The sequence below is a fragment of the Herbaspirillum sp. 1130 genome, from assembly GCF_017833835.1.
In the GTDB taxonomy this organism is placed as follows: Bacteria; Pseudomonadota; Gammaproteobacteria; order Burkholderiales; family Burkholderiaceae_D; genus Herbaspirillum; species Herbaspirillum huttiense.
In genome coordinates, this window is sequence record NZ_JAFICQ010000001.1 from 1,563,745 (window position 1) to 1,579,190 (window position 15,446).

Consider the following 15,446-nt stretch of genomic DNA (forward strand, 5'->3'; position numbering starts at 1 on the left):
CGTTGCACAAGGCCTGCCAATGAAACGCCTGCCCTCCTCCGTGCTGCCCTGGCTGCTGCTGTCACCGGCCATGGTGCTGCTGATCGCCTTCACGCACTATCCGGCGCTGGCCACGCTCTGGCACAGCTTCTTTTCCACGCCCAAGGGAGGCCGCCCATCGGTCTTCGTCGGACTGGAGAATTACCGGCTGATGGCGGAGGATCCGGTGTTCTGGCAGGCCCTGTGCAACAACCTCTGGTTCGCCCTCGGCACCATCCCGCTGGCCATCGCCCTGGCCATCCTGATGGCGCTGTGGGTCAACGAGAAACTGGCCGGGCGCGGCGTACTGCGCCTGGCCTATTTCACGCCGACGGTGCTGCCGATGATCGCGGTGGCCAATATCTGGCTGTTCTTCTATACCCCGCAATACGGCTTGCTGGAGCAGATCACCGGTGCGCTGGGCCTGCCCTCGCACAACTGGCTGGGCAATCCGCAGACCGTGCTGGGTGCGCTGATGGTGGTGGCAGTGTGGAAGGAGGCGGGATTCTTCATGATCTTCTACCTGGCCGCCCTGCAGCAGATCTCGCCGGTGCTGGCCGAAGCCGCCGCACTTGAAGGGGCATCGCGCTGGCAATACTTCTGGCGCGTGCAGTTCCCGCTGCTCATGCCCACCACGCTGTTCGTGCTGATCAATGCGCTCATCAACGCCTTCCGCCTGGTGGACCACATCGTGGTGATGACCAAGGGCGGACCGGACAACGCCAGCTCCCTGCTGCTGTACTACATCTATGAAGTTGGCTTCGCCTTCTGGGATTCTTCCTACGCTGCAGCCCTGACGGTAGTGCTGCTGGCCCTGCTGGGGCTGATTGCGCTGGTGAAGTTTCGTGTACTTGACCGCAGGACCCACTATCAATGATCGCGCCTACCTCACCCTTCGCTGAGCGCCATCGTGCGCTGGAAACCGTCGCTGCCTGGGTGCTGGCGCTGCTGTGGCTACTGCCGCTGCTGTACGCGCTGTGGACGGCCTTCCATCCGGCCGCCTACGCCACCCGCTTCGTGCCGGATGCACCGCTGACGCTGCAGAATTTTGCCAACGCCTGGCATGCCGCGCCGTTTCCGCGCTATTTCCTCAACACCTTCCTGCTGGTGACGATGATCCTGGCGGCGCAGCTGGTGCTGGCCACGCTGGCCGCCTATGCGTTTGCCCGCTTCACTTTTCGGGGCAGCAATGTGATGTTCATGCTGGTACTGCTGCAACTGATGGTGATGCCCGACATCCTGATCGTGGAGAACTACCAGACCATGAACCTGCTGGGTCTGCGCGACACCATCCTCTCGATTGGCCTGCCCTACTTCGCCTCGGCGTTCGGCATCTTCCTGCTGCGCCAGACCTTCAAGACGGTGCCGCGCGAGCTGGATGAAGCGGCAACCGTGGAGGGCGCCTCGGCCTGGCAGATCCTGATGCAGGTCTATGTGCCGCTGGCCAAGCCGATCTATATCGCCTTCGGGCTGGTCTCGGTCAGTACCCACTGGAACAACTTCCTGTGGCCGCTGATCGTGACCAATTCGGTGGAATCGCGCCCGCTGACGGTGGGGCTGCAGGTATTCTCCTCCACCGACCAGGGGGTAGACTGGTCCATCATCACGGCGGCCACGCTGATGACTTCTGCGCCTTTGCTGCTGGCGTTCCTGCTGTTCCAGCGCCAGTTCGTGCAGTCGTTCATGCGGGCAGGGATACGCTGAACCCGCAGCGCTTCAGTGGCCCGAGATTTCAGAAATCGAGGTGCGCACGACCTGCTTGGTGGTGATGTCGAAATGCACGTTGAAAAGCCGGTCCTCGTGCACGTAGCGATACTTCCAGTCCCACACTTCCTCATTCTTGCGGGCGAACTGCACCACGCTGCGCGGCCGGCCGAATTCGCGCCGGATCTGCTCGGTGCTCATGCCGGGACGAATGGTGTCGAAATGATCCTGCGTCAGCACCTGCGTGTAGTCGATCAGCGTACCGGAGGCCCCGATACGGAACATCCAGGTCCGGATGCCTTCCGGTCCCTTGGGGTATTCCAGGGTCCTGGCCCCGCCCCCGTCTTCCCAGACGGTATCGGGCTGGCCCATTACGCCGCGCACGTCGGCTTCGCTGGAAACACCCTTTTGCAGCTTGTCCAAACCGAACTCCTCGATGGGATTGCCATTGCGGTCGCAGCCAAACATGGCCAGAGCGACAAGCAAAGCGCCGAAATGACCGGCGTGGCGACGCAGGCGGGTGAAGATGGGTTCACGCATAGGTAATTGATTATCCCTGATGAAGACAAGGTAAAATACGGCTTCTGTGTAACATTTGGCCTGAAAATATCATGCTCTTCGGAAAAAAGACCACCTACGTATCTGAAATCACCCAGTTCATCGACGAACTGAAGACGAAGAACCCGAAGCTGGAAGAGTCCCAACGCGCCGGCCGCGCCCTGCTGTGGGACAAGGAACCGCTGGACCTGGACAAGTCCGCCCGTGACAAGGCTTCGCGCGTGGCCCAGCAGCCCTACGTCTACCAGAGCCACTAAGCTGTTCGCATGACGGTTCAAGCAGGTGGCACCGATCCCGCCGGCCAGCCCGGCGCGGAACCCAGCGCCGACGCCATCGACATCACCCCCGCAGGCCAGCAGGACACCACGCCCGACGTGATCGACGGCGTGGCATTGGCACGCCTGTACGGAGAACCGCTGTTCCAGCTGCCCAATGACCTCTACATCCCGCCGGATGCGCTGGAAGTCTTCCTGGAAGCCTTCCAGGGTCCGCTGGACCTGCTGCTGTACCTGATTCGCAAGCAGAACTTCAACATCCTCGACATTCCGCTGGCGCAAGTCACCGCGCAATACCTGGAATACGTCGAGCAGATCCGCAAGCAGAACCTGGAACTGGCCGCCGAGTACCTGCTGATGGCCGCCATGCTCATCGAGATCAAGTCGCGCATGCTGCTGCCGGCCAAGAAGGCCGAGCCCGGCGAGGAGCCGGAAGATCCGCGCGCCGAGCTGGTGCGCCGCCTGCTGGAATATGAACAGATCAAGCTGGCCGCCCAGGAGCTGGACCAGCTGCCGCAAGTCGGCCGCGACTACGTGCGCACCCAGGTCCACATCGAGCAGACCGTGGTCACGCGCTGGCCCGAGGTCGACATCGACGACCTCAAGGCGGTCTGGGCCGATATCCTCAAGCGCGCCAAGCTGACCCAGCATCACCACATCAGCCGCGAAGAACTGTCGGTGCGCGAGCACATGACGGGCATCTTGCGGCGTTTGCAGTCGGCGCGTTTCGTCGAGTTCTCGGACCTCTTCGATCCCTCGCGCGGGGTACCGGTGGTGGTGGTCAACTTTATCGCCCTGCTCGAACTGGCCAAGGAAACGCTCATCGAAATCACCCAGGCCGAAGCCTTCGCGCCCATCTATGTCAGACTGTCGTACTCGCCCAGCTGAGCGGGCGCAGCCGACCGGCAACCGGGGCCGGGCTGCGCAGGCTTGAGCGACAAGCCACGCGACGGTCCGCCCGCAACCAGAGAATCCGCATGAAAATCATTTCCTCCATCGAAGAACTCCGCGACCACCTGCGCGGCCAGTTGCGCACCGCCTTCGTGGCGACCATGGGCAACCTGCACGAAGGCCATCTGTCCCTGATGCGCCTGGCGCGCACCCACGGCGACCCGGTGGTGGCCTCGATCTTCGTGAACCGCCTGCAGTTCGGCCCCAACGAGGACTTCGACAAATATCCCCGCACCTTCCAGGCCGACGTCGAGAAGCTCGAAAAGGAAGGCGTCTACGTCCTCTTCGCCCCCACCGAAAAGGATATGTACCCGGAACCGCAGGAATACCGCGTGCAGCCGCCCAATGACCTGGGCAACATCCTGGAAGGTGAATTCCGTCCCGGCTTCTTCACCGGGGTCTCCACCGTGGTGATGAAATTGTTTTCCTGCGTGCAGCCGCGCGTCGCCGTCTTCGGCAAGAAGGATTACCAGCAGTTGATGATCGTGCGCAACATGGCGCGCCAGTTCGCCCTGCCGACCGAAATCGTGGGCGCCGAAACCTATCGCGCCGAAGACGGCCTGGCCCTGTCCTCGCGCAACGGCTACCTGTCGGCCGAAGAACGCGCCGAAGCGCCGCTGCTCTACCAGGTGCTCAACGACGTGGCCAACGAAGTGCGCGGCGGCCAGCACAACGTCGCCCTGGTCGAGCAACTGGCCATGGAACGCCTGGCCGGCCGTGGCTGGAAGCCGGACTACGTGGCCGTACGCAAGCGCATCGACTTGCAGCCGCCTTCAGCAGCCGACATGGAACAAGGCGCGCCGCTGGTCGTGCTGTCTGCCGCCAAGCTGAGTGCCACGCGCCTGATCGACAACCTGGAAATCTGATCCATGCGTGTGCTGGCGGCCTGGCTGCTGTCCCTCACCGGATTGCTGGCGGCCGGCGCAGCCCACGCCAGCATCACCGTCCAGGATGACCTGGGCCAGAACGTCACCCTGCTACAGCCGGCGCGCCGCATCGTCAGCCTGGCCCCACATGTTACCGAACTGCTGTACGCGGCCGGCGCCGGCGAGCAGATCGTCGGCGCCAGCAATCACAGCGACTATCCCCCGCAAGCTGCCCGCCTGCCCAACCTGGGCGGCTACAACGCGCTCGACCTGGAGCGCATCGCCAGCCTCAAACCCGATCTGGTCGTGGCCTGGCACAGCGGCAACAAACCCCTGCAACTGGCGCGCCTGCGCAGCCTGGGCATTCCCGTCTTCGAGAGCCAGCCGGCCGATTTCGGCATGATCGCTACTTCGCTGGAACGACTGGGCCAGTTGGCCGGTACCGAGGCCACCGCCCAAGCGGCGGCGACTGCCTTCCGTGCGCGTTGGCAGCAGCTGGAAGCGCAATATCGCGGCCGTACGCCGGTGAGCGTGTTCTATCAGATCTGGAGCCAGCCTCTGATGACGCTCAACGGCCAGCACATGGTGTCGTCGGTGCTGCGCCTGTGCGGCGGACGCAATATCTTCGCCGACCTGCCGCAACTGGCGCCTACGGTCAGTGTGGAGTCGGTGCTGGCAGCAGATCCTCAAGTGATTCTCACGGCAGGCGATGCGCGCGACCAGCCGCTGGAGCGCTGGAAGGCCTTTCCCCGCCTGCGAGCCGTGCGCGACGGGCAGCTCCATACCGTCAATGCGGATTGGCTGAACCGCGCCGGGCCACGGGTGCTGGAGGCGGCGCAGGAAGTGTGCGGGAAGCTGGATCAGGCACGACAAGCAACAAGCGCTCAATAAAAACATCCCTCACGAGGAGGGATGTGCGGCTTCAGACTGAAGGTATTCAGAAGCGATATTTCAGGCCAGCGCTCAGGAGATTGGCATTGACTGAAACACCATCCTCCCAGGAACCGCCCACACGCTGCAGACGGGTGTAAGCGCCATTGATGCTGAAGCGGGAAGTCAGGTCATATTCGTAGCCGATCCCCAACTGGTAACCAATACCGGACTGCGCGTGGGAAGTGGATCTGCGGTACGCATAGGGCCCTTCCTCTGCGGCCTCCAGAGAGACCTGGGAATGCATCAGGCCTCCTTTCAGATACAGCCCGGGAATGAACGCGGTCAATTTGTAGATCGCAAGCAGGTCGAAACCATGGGTGTTGGCCGTCAGATGCCAGCGATAGGGGCCAGCGTTGCGTTCTTCTCGCTTGAAATCACCCAGATGGAAATATCCCGATTCCAGGGAAAAATTGGGAGTGAACTGATAGCCGACGGACAGCCGCACGGCACCAGCCCGGGCGCTTTCGTCATATTCGTCTCGTGACGGGCCGTCATTGCCGTCGTTGACGGCATAGCTGACCGAGCCGCCTTCCAGACCGACATAGATGCCGGTCGCCGGCCTGGACTCCTGCGCAAAGCCCACGGTCGACATAGCCAATGCCGCAGTGGCGGCGATTAAATGGATTACCTTCATCTGCATATCTCCCACGAAGTTGATCGAATCGTTGCGATCCCGGAGGCGTGTGCCGCTGCCCTCGGGAACGAGCTCCTGACGTAGCACGGAGGTGCTGTGCCAAGCCGGGCGCGATCATAGGAGTTGATGAGGAGAAGTCATCCGAATGCGAGAAAAATGAGTATTTTCCTCGATGAATAGCGAAGGTCCGCTCGAAATGGAATGAAGTGCAAGCGAAAAAACAAGTCGCTACAGGGGCTGGCATGGGTGCCTGTACGCTGCATGCGAACGAAAAAAATCCCTCCACCAGGGAGGGATTTCAAGACCCGCAAAACTGCAGGTAAAGCTTAGAACTTGTACTTCACGCCAGCCGAGTACAGATTCATCTTGTTGTCGCTTTCGCCACCCAGCTTTTCGAAGCGGGTGTAGCCAACGTTGATGCCAACGTTCTTCGCCACGGCGAACTCATAGCCCAGGCCGTACAGGTAACCGGTACCGGTTTGCGAGAAGGAGCTCGTGCCGGACGGCTGGCTAAGTTCCAGGGAAACCTTGGAACGGGTCGCACCCGCCTTCAGGTACAGGCCTGGCACGAATTCGGTGAACTTGTAGATCACGGACAGATCGGCGCCCTTGACGTCAGCCTTGACGTTGTAACGCACGGTACCGGTGCGGTTGGTACCGTCTTGCTTGAAGTCGTCGGTGGCGAAGTAACCCAGTTCGATCGCGAAGTTCTTGTTGATCTGATAACCAACCAGGGCGCGCAGGGCACCGGTTTCGTTGGTTTCGGAGGTCTTCACGCCGTTGGTCGGGGTAGCGATGCTGCTGATGGTGGCGACGCCGCCTTCCAGGCCGATGTACACGCCGCTGTCAACGGTCTGCGCTGCCACCGAACCGGCGGCCATCATTGCTGCGATTGCTGCAACTGCTGCTGCGATATTCTTTTTCATTCCTGATATCCCTAAATAATTGTCAGTACTTCGTCAGGGTTTTCCCCGGCGGCAATTATATCGGGAGGTGAGAATTCGTAAATATTGGTAAAGAGTTTTCTGTTGATTTTTTGAGCTCTTTTGCTGAAAAACAACATATCAGCAGATGAGAATACGAAGCTTCTTTCAAACCCTGCGCTTCTCCTGCTCACCCTGGCTCGCCACGAACACCACACCGTCCGGGCTCGCGACCGGGAAGAAGTGGCATCCATACGCCGCCTCCAGCGCTTCAGGCTGCAGGATGGCTTCCGCGGTGCCGCCGTGCGCGGTGCTGCCGTCGAGCAGCAGGATATGCGAGGCAAAGCGCCGCGCAAGATTGATATCGTGACAACTGGCTACCACGGCCCTGCCCTCCTGCGCCCATTCCTGCAGCAATTGCATTACCTGCAATTGGGCCGCGATATCCTGATGCGAGGTCGGCTCATCCAGCAGACAGAGCGCGGGAGCCTGCACCAGCAAGGTCGCCAGCGCCACGCGCTGGCGCTCCCCGCCGGACAGCCGCAACAGATCCTGTCCCGCCAAGCCGGACAGGCCGACCTGTTCGAGGGCGGACAAGGCCAGCGCGCTGTCCTTCTCCGGCGCGCCCCAGCCATCGCCATGGGCAAAGCGGCCCGCCATGACGGCATCCAGCACCTGCAGCGAAAACGCATCCTGTTGATGTTGCAACAGCAGGCCGCGCTGCAAGGCCAGTTGCGACGGCGAAAAGGACGACAGCGCCCTTCCCTGCAGCAGAACCTCGCCGGCATGCGCCGCCTGCAAGCCGGCCAGTACATGCAGCAGGCTGCTTTTGCCGACCCCGTTGCGCCCCAGCACGCACCAGAATTCACCCGCGCGCACCTGCCAGTCCAGCGCCTGCAGCAGGACACGCTCACCCGCGCACACCGCCAGCTGGCGGGTCTGCAGAACGGGCACTGAAGAATGCGTCATATTCGTCATGGGCGGCTCCGCGCCAGCAGCCACAGGAACATTGGCACGCCCACCAGTGCCGTGATCACTCCCACCGGCAGTTGCACCGGTGCGGCCACGGTACGCGCCAGCAAATCCGCCAGCGTCAGCATGGCCCCGCCGCCAAGGACACAGGCCGGCAGCAGCAGGCGCTGGTCATTGCCGACCAGCAGGCGCAAGCCATGCGGCACCACCAGTCCGACGAAGCCGATGGTCCCCGCCATCGCCACGGCACCGGCCGTGCAGGCCGCCGTTACACACAGAAGCATCACCCGCAGCCGCATCACCGGCACGCCCAGCAACTGCGCAAAGGCATCGCCGCGTGCCAGCAGATTGAGCGAGGGCGCATGACGCCAGCTCCACAGCAATGCCAGCAGCAACACCGGTGCCATCAAGGACAGCAGGCGCGCATCGTCGAGGTCGCCGATCAGCCAGAACACCATGCCGCGCAACTGCGCATCCGGCGCAATCGACAGCGCCAGCGAAATCAGCGCACCGAATCCCGCTGCCAGCATCACACCCGTCAGCAACAGGCGCTGGCTGGACAACAAGGGAGACACCGCCAGATGCCGCAGCGAGGGACGCACCAGCCCGAACAGCAGCAGCATCGCCAGCCCCGCGCCCAGCAAGGCGCCGGGTGCGGTGACGGCCTGTACCGGCCAGCCCAGCCGCAGGGCTGCCAGCATGGCCAGCAAGGCCCCGGCCGCCGAACCGCCCGACAAGCCCAATACATAGGGATCGGCCAGCGGATTGCGCAACAGTACCTGCATCAGCGCCCCCGACAGGGCCAGCGCGCCGCCCACGGCAAAGGCGGTCAGCGCGCGTGGCACGCGCAGCGACAGCAGCATCGCCAACTGGTCGGCGGAGGCCGAAGGACGCAAACAGCCAGTACTGCCGCACAGCACCGCCGCCGACAAGGCCAGCAGGGACAGCAGCAGCAAGGTGCACAGCACAGGCAGGTAACGTCGCATCGGGGCCAGGATCAGGTCAGCATCAGAAGTCGTAGCGGGCGGTGAATTTCAAGGCCCGTCCGTCCTCCGGATAGATGCCCGAGACCGCCCCGCCACTGCAGTCATACGCCTGCGAGTAATACTTGCGATCAGCCAGATTGGTCCCCGTGACGGCAAATTCCCAGGCGCTGACACGCACCGCATACCGCGCATCGAAGGTAGTGAACGAAGGCATGCGCGCGCAGGTGTTGGCGAAGTCGTTGCCCATGCGCTGGCGGTCCACCCAGCGTGCACCGACGTCGGCGCTTTGCTGTCCGGACTTCCAGTTCAGGCGGGTCGACAGGGTATTGGCCGGCACCAGCGCCAGTTGCTTGCCGCTGTTGTCGCCTTCCTCGAAACGCGCATTGATGTGCTGGTAGGTGGCACTCCAGCCCAGGGTCTCGGTCAGCTGCACACGGCCTTCCAGTTCCACACCCTGATGGCGGGTGGGGGCCAGGTTGCTGTTGGCCCCGAAGCCACCGTTGGCGGTCGGGTCATAATACAGCTCGTCGCGCACGCGATGGCGGAACCAGCGCAGCGTCACCTGGCGCGCCGTATGGCCCAGGGTCGCGCCCAGTTCCAGGTCATGCGAGACCTGCGGTTTCAGGACCGCGCCGCTGGGCAAGGCCGTGAAGCCGTTCTCGTCGGCAGTTGCCAGACGATAGCTCTGGCCGGTCTTGACGAAGCCGCGCAGCAGCGGCAGCGGCGCATAGCTGGCTTGCAGATCCCAGGCATTGACGGCGCTGGTGCGGCCATAGGCGCCGGAATCGCTCTGCTGGGTGAACTGCTCGCGGCGCACGCCGGCAGCGAGGCGGGCGTTGCGGTCAAACTCGATTTCATCGCGCAGGTACAGCGCCTTCGAATGCTGGGAGGCATCGCTGTTGCCATAGCTGGCATTGGTGGCCGAACTCCATTCGGCCAGGTCCACACCGGCAATGGCTTCGTTCTTCCACAGGCCGCTGTCGAGCACGTGACGCAGGCGCGGCGAGAACTGGGTGGTCCGGATGTTGGCTTGCGCGGTGGAGCCGCTGCTGACATAGGTGGAGCGCGAAATCTTCTCCCGATGCAACAGCTCGGCCGCCACGTCGAAGGCACCGAAGCGGCGCTCGAGGAAGGCCGTGATGCTGTCATTGTCGTAGGAGCCATGATCCAGCGGCTTGCTGGTCTGGCGCGCATTGGCGTCATATTGCGCCTGGCTCAGGCTGCCCGGCAGGCCGAAATCGGCGCGCGACAAGTTGGCGCGCAGGCCGAAGCGCCAGTCGCTGGCGAACCACTGCACCGTGGTACTGAAATTTTCCTGATTGGACTTGCTGTTGTCGCGCCAGTTGTCGGCATGCGACTTGGCATAGCTGGCGTCGATGGACATGTTGTCCCAGCCGCGCGAAACCGCTGCCCGGCCGGCGCGCTGACCGTTGCTGCCGACCTCGCCGATCACGGTTCCGCGCACGGTATTGGCCTGCGGGCGGCGCGTGATGATCTGGATGGTGCCGCCGGTAGCGCCGCTGCCATACAGCACGCTGCTGCCGCCGCGCACGATCTCGATGCGCTCGATGGTTTCGATGGGGATCGCCGACAGCAGCGGCGTGGCCAGTTCATTCTCGGAAATGCGCACGCCATCGACCAGCACCACCATGTTCTGGTCGCCATTGGTGCCGAAGCCGCGCAGGTCCAGCGGGAAGTCGCGCGGGCCGGACAGGCTCTGGCGCCCATAGACGCCGCCCAGCTTGCGGATGGCTTCGTTGGCGTTGTCGATGCCGGCTTCGCGGATCTGCTCGGCGGTGATGACGGTGGCAGCGACCGGCGGGAATGCCGGATCATTGGGGAAGCGCGAGGCCGAGACCACTACCGCCGACAGCGGCTGGCTGGTATCGGCGGCGTGGGTCGAGGCTGCGAAAGCCGAAAGAATCAGCGCACTGGCAGTGCGCAGGGCAATACGGGGGCGAGGACCGCCACAGCGGGCCTGGAAATAAGCGATATGCATGAAAAATCAGGTAAAGAATCTGTGCAGCCAGCCTCCCCGCGGGCCGCAATCAACGGAAAACCGCACCAATACTGGCTGTGCGGGCTCCTCCTGTTCTGGCCGGTCTCCGGACTGCAGGCATGACCATCGGCCTTCCCATGTGGCGAAGTGAACGTTCGCGCAAAAACACAGTGGCGTGGAAGAGGTCTCGCCGGCGAGACGCGACGCATCGTCACATCGTCGCCGGCACCTGGTTACCGTTGCGGGGGCAGTACACCTTGGCTGACCGCCCTGCTGGCTGCAGGCGGCCTGGCGCGTGTTTCCCGTTTAACTGCCGGCGAGGACACGCCGGCGGGCACCAAAACCGCGCCATTGTAGGCGTGCAGCGTACACGCCACAAGCCGCAGCACCCAGGTGATGTAAATCAGCACAAGCGGGACAGCCGCAATTGCTTTCAGGAAAAAGCCGGATAAAATCCATCCTCAGCAGTGATATATAGAAAAAATTCGATTTTTCTATCAAAAAACATTTGAATCGCGGTTCTTGCCAATTTTTTGTGGTGGGGCCGAAAAATTGAAACAAATGGGGGATTTCACTCGCTGTTTGGCCGATGAGATCACGCCAAGCGGTCCTATACTCGGCGCCATGGCATCGTCGACCGGCGGACCCTTGCGGGGTCGGCCGGCCTCACTGTCATCCTGAACGTTGTCGTGGTCTGCGGGCCTTCAGAGACTGCCTCTGGCTGCCGATATCTGTCTGATATCGGGGCGGTGGTAGTGGCTGTGCCTCCCGGAACGACGCATTAGATCCGCCTACGGGCAACTTTGCACAGCAGTGCGCCGACGAGCGCACACCTTTGTTGGGAGAATCAGTAATCATGAGCGACGACGTTGATCTGGAAGCATTGTTTGACGAAATTTCCTCGCAGACGCTACCGGGCATGACTGCCGAACCGGCTGCCGCCGCCCCCGCCGCCGCCGGCACCGAAGAAGCGGCTGCAGGCGAACAGGAGGACCAGAGCGACAAGCCCATGTACGAACGCCTGGGCGGCATCGTGCGCCTGCTGCACGACTCCATGCGCGAACTCGGCTACGACCGTTCGCTGACCGACGTGGCCGAGCAGATCGGCGACGCCCAGAGCCGTCTGGAACACATCGCCACCCTCACCGAGCAGGCCGCCAACAAGGTGCTCAATGCGCTGGACTCCGGCATGCCGGCCCAGGACCGCCTGCAGGAGCAAGCCAAGGACATCAACGCGCGCTGGACCAAGCTGTATGCCGGCCAGATGAACATCGAGGAATTCAAGGCACTGGCGGGCGACTCGCAGAAGTTCTCCAATTCGGTGATGGAATCGACCGAGGCGGAAAAGGCGCGCATGCTGGAAATCATGATGGCCCAGGACTTCCAGGACATCACCGGCCAGTTGATCAAGAAGATCGTGGCCATCACCGCTTCCGCCGAGCGCGAGCTGGCGCAACTGCTGCGCGACAATGCACCGCCGGAAGTCAAGGCGCAGATCGATGCCGAAAAACCGGTAACCCTGATGAATGGCCCCTCCGTGGGCGGCACCGCCATGGGTCAGGACGATGTGGACGACTTACTCGATAGCCTGGGGTTCTAATGGATGACGAAATGCTCAAGGATTTTGTCGTTGAAGCGTTGGATCTCGCCACCAACGTGGAAGAGCACCTGCTGACGCTGGAACGACATCCTGATGACCTTGAAATCCTCAACGCGGTCTTCCGCGCATTCCACACCATCAAGGGTGGCGCCGGGTTCGTGAACCTGCCGGCCATGGTGTCGGCCTGCCACCTGACCGAAAACCTGTTCGATGCGCTGCGCACCGGCAAGGCCCCGGTCACGCCGCTGGCCATCGAAGCGGCGCTGCAGGCCAGCGGCTTCGTGGCCGACCAGTTGAACGAATTGTCCAACGGTGCGGCGCCCGACAGCCTGGCCTCGATGCCGGCCGAACTGAAGGACATCCTGACCCAGGCCATCGAAGGCAAGAGCGAATCCACGCCGGCCCCTGCCCCAGCGGCAGCAGCGCCTGCCCCGGCAGCAGCACCGGCAGCCGCAGCACCGGTGGCCGCGCCCGCAGCCGCCGCTGCAGTGGCCGCCGTCAGCGTCGATGGCAGTGCCAGCGTGATGAAGAATGGCGAACTGGACTGGCCCGCCCTCTACCAGGCCCTGGTGCCCGGTGCGGCTGCCGCGCCGGTCGCGGAGGGTAGCGCCGAGGCGGCCCCGGTGGCTGCCGCCGCAGCGGCACCCGCTGCTGCCGCGCCTGCCGCGCCCGCAGCCGATGGCGAGCCCAAGGCCGCCGCGCCGGTACAGCAGAATCGCCGCGCCACCGATTCCCCTGGCGGGGCCAAGGAAGAAAGCATCCGTATCGATGCCGTCAAGCTGGACGCCCTGCTGGAAGTGGCCGGCGAATCGGTGCAGGCCGCCAACCAGGCTGCCGTGCTGCTGGAAAAGCTGCAGCAGTTCAAGTTCGAAGGGACCGCTGCGGCCCTGATGTCGACCCTGGCCGAAACCCTGGGCCGCGCCTCGCGCTACTCCAGCGAACTGCAACGCGCCACGCTGTCCACGCGCATGCAGCCGGTCGGCCGCCTGTTCCAGAAATTCCCCCGACTGGTGCGCGAACTGGCCAAGGACCTCGGCAAGGACGTCGACCTGGTCATCACCGGTGCCGAAACCGAAGTCGACCGCGTGGTGGTGGACAGCCTCTACGACCCGCTGGTGCACATGCTGCGCAACTCGCTGGACCACGGTATCGAAGTGGACCGCGCCGCGGCCGGCAAGCCCAACAAGGCGACCATCTCGCTCAACGCCTGGCAGGCCGGCAGCAGCGTCATGATCGAAGTCTTCGATGACGGCAAGGGCATGGACCCGGACATGCTGCGCAACAAGGCGCTGGCCAAGGGCCTGATCAACGAGCACCAGGCGCTGACCTCCGACGAAGCCTTGCAGCTGGTGTTCCTGCCCGGTTTCTCGACCAAGGAAGTGGCCTCCAGCGTCTCCGGACGCGGCGTGGGCATGGACGTGGTCAAGACGGCGGTGGAAAAGCATCGCGGCACCATCCGCATCGAATCCACCATCGGCAAGGGCACCAAGTTCTCGATCCGCCTGCCCATCGAACTGTCGATCATCCCGACCATGCTGGTGCGCTGCGCCGGTGCTCCGCTGGCCCTGCCGATGGCGGTGGTGGAGCGCGTGGTCGAGCTGCCGGAAACCTTCGACGAAGTCGGCGGCGCCCCGGTGCTGCGCGACCAGGGCCGTCCGCTGCCGGTCAATTCGCTGGCCGGCGTGCTGGGCTACGAGCCGGGCAATGAGCGAGTGGGTATCGTCATGGCGGTTCCCCACCCCTACATCCTGGGCGTGGAATCGGTGGAAGGCACGGCCGATCTCGTGATCAAGCCGCTGACCGCAATCCACACTGCCGGCATCACCGGTACGGCCCGTTCGGCCGAAGGTGAACTGGTGCTGGTGGTGGGCCTGTCCTTCCTGCTGGATGGCTGCCGCGATCTGGAGCGCACGGCGGTGGCATAAGATTGCCGCCCAGCGCTGCAAACGCAAACGGCCGGATCTGCAAGGATCCGGCCGTTTTGTTTCAGGCCTGGCGCACTGCTCGGCGCCGGGCCTTACGCCTTAAAGTTCATACATGTCCTTCTCGCCTTCCATGACCTGCGCAATCAGCTTGCGATTGAGGGTCGGTGCCAGCAATTCAATGAAGGTATAGACATATCCCCGCAAATACGCCCCTTGCTTCAAGGCAACCCGCGAGACATTGGTGCCGAACAGGTGGCCGGCCGGAATGGCCCGCAGGCCACGGTCACGCTCGGCATCGAAGGCGATGCCGGCGATGATGCCCACGCCCATGCCCAGCTCCACGTAGGTCTTGATGACGTCGGCATCGATGGCCTCCAGCACCACGTCAGGCTTCAACTGGCGCAGCGAGAAGGCATGGTCGATCTTGCTGCGGCCGCTGAAAGCGGAATCGTAGGTAATCAGGGGATTGCCGGCAATCTCTTCCAACGTCAGGCTTCTGGACTGCAGCAAAGGGTGATCCGGCGGCACCACCACCACGTGCTCCCACTGATAACAAGGCAGCGAGACCAGGCCCTCGCCTGAAGCCAGCGCTTCAGTGGCGATGGCAATATCCGCCTGATCGTTGCGTACCATCTCGGTGATTTGCTTGGGGTTACCCTGCAGCAAGGAAAGATGCACTTTCGGATACTTCTGCGTGAAGGCCTGCACCACCTTGGGCAGCGCATAGCGCGCCTGGGTGTGGGTGGTGGCGATGGTGAAACTGCCGCTGTCATGGGCGGCGAATTCCTTGCCGATACGTTTGAGGCCATCCACTTCCTGCATGATCAGCTCGACCGAGCGCAGCACCGCGCGGCCCGGCTCGGTCAGGCCGCGAATACGCTTGCCGTGGCGCGTGAAGATGTCCACGCCCAGCTCCTCCTCCAGCTCGATGATGGCCTTGGAGACCCCGGGCTGCGAGGTATACAGGGCCTTGGCGGCCTCCGTGAGGTTGAAGTTCTGCCTTACCGCTTCACGAACGAAACGGAATTGATGAAGATTCATGAGGGAATTCCTTCGCTTCTACCTGGTATGGCGGCGCACCGCGCCTGCCTTGCTGGCCTCA

The 15,446-nt window shown here is 63.1% G+C and carries 15 protein-coding genes and 1 riboswitch; of the genes, 8 read left to right on the top strand and 7 right to left on the bottom strand.

Features of this window, described 5'->3' with window-relative positions; genetic code table 11:
* Positions 1-19: 19 nt before the first annotated feature.
* Entirely contained in the window at positions 20-895 is an 876-nt protein-coding gene (locus tag JOD78_RS06840) for a sugar ABC transporter permease (RefSeq protein ID WP_209566932.1), read from the top strand.
* Entirely contained in the window at positions 892-1,722 is an 831-nt protein-coding gene (locus JOD78_RS06845; RefSeq protein ID WP_121042068.1) for a carbohydrate ABC transporter permease, read from the top strand. Before JOD78_RS06840 ends, JOD78_RS06845 begins: the two co-directional genes overlap by 4 nt.
* A 12-nt stretch (positions 1,723-1,734) precedes the next feature.
* Here the strand turns inward: JOD78_RS06845 and JOD78_RS06850 are convergent, their stop codons facing one another.
* On the bottom strand, positions 1,735-2,262 hold the full coding sequence (locus tag JOD78_RS06850) for a hypothetical protein (protein WP_121042070.1): 528 nt from the start codon (positions 2,260-2,262) through the stop codon (positions 1,735-1,737).
* Between the two features lie 71 nt (positions 2,263-2,333).
* Between JOD78_RS06850 and JOD78_RS06855 the strand changes: the two genes are divergently transcribed.
* From JOD78_RS06855 to JOD78_RS06870, 4 genes are all read left to right on the top strand, one after another.
* On the top strand, positions 2,334-2,537 hold the full coding sequence (locus JOD78_RS06855) for a DUF3460 family protein (protein ID WP_034337181.1): 204 nt from the start codon (positions 2,334-2,336) through the stop codon (positions 2,535-2,537).
* A gap of 9 nt (positions 2,538-2,546) precedes the next feature.
* Entirely contained in the window at positions 2,547-3,443 is an 897-nt protein-coding gene (locus tag JOD78_RS06860) for a ScpA family protein (RefSeq protein WP_039784902.1), read from the top strand.
* Positions 3,444-3,532: 89 nt separating this feature from the next.
* Positions 3,533-4,372 carry a pantoate--beta-alanine ligase gene (gene panC / locus JOD78_RS06865; protein ID WP_209566933.1) on the top strand — a complete coding sequence of 280 codons (840 nt, stop codon included), beginning with the start codon at positions 3,533-3,535 and terminating at the stop codon, positions 4,370-4,372.
* A gap of 3 nt (positions 4,373-4,375) precedes the next feature.
* Positions 4,376-5,263 carry a cobalamin-binding protein gene (locus JOD78_RS06870; protein ID WP_121042074.1) on the top strand — a complete coding sequence of 296 codons (888 nt, stop codon included), beginning with the start codon at positions 4,376-4,378 and terminating at the stop codon, positions 5,261-5,263.
* A gap of 46 nt (positions 5,264-5,309) precedes the next feature.
* Here JOD78_RS06870 and JOD78_RS06875 read toward each other — a convergent pair whose 3' ends face one another.
* From JOD78_RS06875 to JOD78_RS06895, 5 genes are all read right to left on the bottom strand, one after another.
* Positions 5,310-5,939 carry an outer membrane beta-barrel protein gene (locus tag JOD78_RS06875; protein WP_158601259.1) on the bottom strand — a complete coding sequence of 210 codons (630 nt, stop codon included), beginning with the start codon at positions 5,937-5,939 and terminating at the stop codon, positions 5,310-5,312.
* A 326-nt stretch (positions 5,940-6,265) separates the two neighbouring features.
* A complete protein-coding gene (locus JOD78_RS06880; RefSeq protein ID WP_121042078.1) occupies positions 6,266-6,865 on the bottom strand; it encodes a porin family protein in 600 nt (199 codons plus the stop codon).
* A gap of 165 nt (positions 6,866-7,030) precedes the next feature.
* Positions 7,031-7,840 (bottom strand): ABC transporter ATP-binding protein, encoded by an 810-nt coding sequence (locus tag JOD78_RS06885; RefSeq protein ID WP_348534251.1) that lies wholly within the window; start codon positions 7,838-7,840, stop codon positions 7,031-7,033.
* Positions 7,837-8,820 carry an iron ABC transporter permease gene (locus JOD78_RS06890; RefSeq protein ID WP_199725075.1) on the bottom strand — a complete coding sequence of 328 codons (984 nt, stop codon included), beginning with the start codon at positions 8,818-8,820 and terminating at the stop codon, positions 7,837-7,839. The genes JOD78_RS06885 and JOD78_RS06890 overlap by 4 nt, the downstream gene beginning before the upstream one ends.
* Before the next feature lie 22 nt (positions 8,821-8,842).
* On the bottom strand, positions 8,843-10,819 hold the full coding sequence (locus JOD78_RS06895; RefSeq protein ID WP_209566935.1) for a TonB-dependent receptor: 1,977 nt from the start codon (positions 10,817-10,819) through the stop codon (positions 8,843-8,845).
* Positions 10,820-10,898: 79 nt separating this feature from the next.
* Positions 10,899-11,176, bottom strand: a riboswitch (cobalamin riboswitch).
* Between the two features lie 499 nt (positions 11,177-11,675).
* Here JOD78_RS06895 and JOD78_RS06900 point away from each other — a divergent pair.
* Entirely contained in the window at positions 11,676-12,419 is a 744-nt protein-coding gene (locus JOD78_RS06900) for a protein phosphatase CheZ (protein WP_121042082.1), read from the top strand.
* Positions 12,419-14,344: a chemotaxis protein CheA gene (locus JOD78_RS06905; protein ID WP_209566936.1), complete on the top strand. Its 1,926-nt coding sequence runs from the start codon at positions 12,419-12,421 to the stop codon at positions 14,342-14,344. Before JOD78_RS06900 ends, JOD78_RS06905 begins: the two co-directional genes overlap by 1 nt.
* A gap of 99 nt (positions 14,345-14,443) precedes the next feature.
* Here JOD78_RS06905 and JOD78_RS06910 read toward each other — a convergent pair whose 3' ends face one another.
* Positions 14,444-15,385 (bottom strand): CysB family HTH-type transcriptional regulator, encoded by a 942-nt coding sequence (locus JOD78_RS06910; RefSeq protein ID WP_034333711.1) that lies wholly within the window; start codon positions 15,383-15,385, stop codon positions 14,444-14,446.
* Positions 15,386-15,446: the final 61 nt, after the last annotated feature.

Excerpts from the sequence above, each read along its gene's own strand:
- JOD78_RS06870 (WP_121042074.1), top strand. The coding sequence starts at position 4,376 with ATGCGTGTGCTGGCGGCCTGGCTGCTGTCCCTCACCGGATTGCTGGCG.
- JOD78_RS06855 (WP_034337181.1), top strand. The coding sequence starts at position 2,334 with ATGCTCTTCGGAAAAAAGACCACCTACGTATCTGAAATCACCCAGTTC.
- JOD78_RS06860 (WP_039784902.1), top strand. The coding sequence starts at position 2,547 with ATGACGGTTCAAGCAGGTGGCACCGATCCCGCCGGCCAGCCCGGCGCG.
- panC (WP_209566933.1), top strand. The coding sequence starts at position 3,533 with ATGAAAATCATTTCCTCCATCGAAGAACTCCGCGACCACCTGCGCGGC.
- JOD78_RS06875 (WP_158601259.1), bottom strand. The coding sequence starts at position 5,939 with ATGAAGGTAATCCATTTAATCGCCGCCACTGCGGCATTGGCTATGTCG.
- JOD78_RS06895 (WP_209566935.1), bottom strand. The coding sequence starts at position 10,819 with ATGCATATCGCTTATTTCCAGGCCCGCTGTGGCGGTCCTCGCCCCCGT.
- JOD78_RS06845 (WP_121042068.1), top strand. The coding sequence starts at position 892 with ATGATCGCGCCTACCTCACCCTTCGCTGAGCGCCATCGTGCGCTGGAA.
- JOD78_RS06905 (WP_209566936.1), top strand. The coding sequence starts at position 12,419 with ATGGATGACGAAATGCTCAAGGATTTTGTCGTTGAAGCGTTGGATCTC.
- JOD78_RS06880 (WP_121042078.1), bottom strand. The coding sequence starts at position 6,865 with ATGAAAAAGAATATCGCAGCAGCAGTTGCAGCAATCGCAGCAATGATG.
- JOD78_RS06885 (WP_348534251.1), bottom strand. The coding sequence starts at position 7,840 with ATGACGAATATGACGCATTCTTCAGTGCCCGTTCTGCAGACCCGCCAG.
- JOD78_RS06850 (WP_121042070.1), bottom strand. The coding sequence starts at position 2,262 with ATGCGTGAACCCATCTTCACCCGCCTGCGTCGCCACGCCGGTCATTTC.
- JOD78_RS06890 (WP_199725075.1), bottom strand. The coding sequence starts at position 8,820 with ATGCGACGTTACCTGCCTGTGCTGTGCACCTTGCTGCTGCTGTCCCTG.
- JOD78_RS06910 (WP_034333711.1), bottom strand. The coding sequence starts at position 15,385 with ATGAATCTTCATCAATTCCGTTTCGTTCGTGAAGCGGTAAGGCAGAAC.
- JOD78_RS06840 (WP_209566932.1), top strand. The coding sequence starts at position 20 with ATGAAACGCCTGCCCTCCTCCGTGCTGCCCTGGCTGCTGCTGTCACCG.
- JOD78_RS06900 (WP_121042082.1), top strand. The coding sequence starts at position 11,676 with ATGAGCGACGACGTTGATCTGGAAGCATTGTTTGACGAAATTTCCTCG.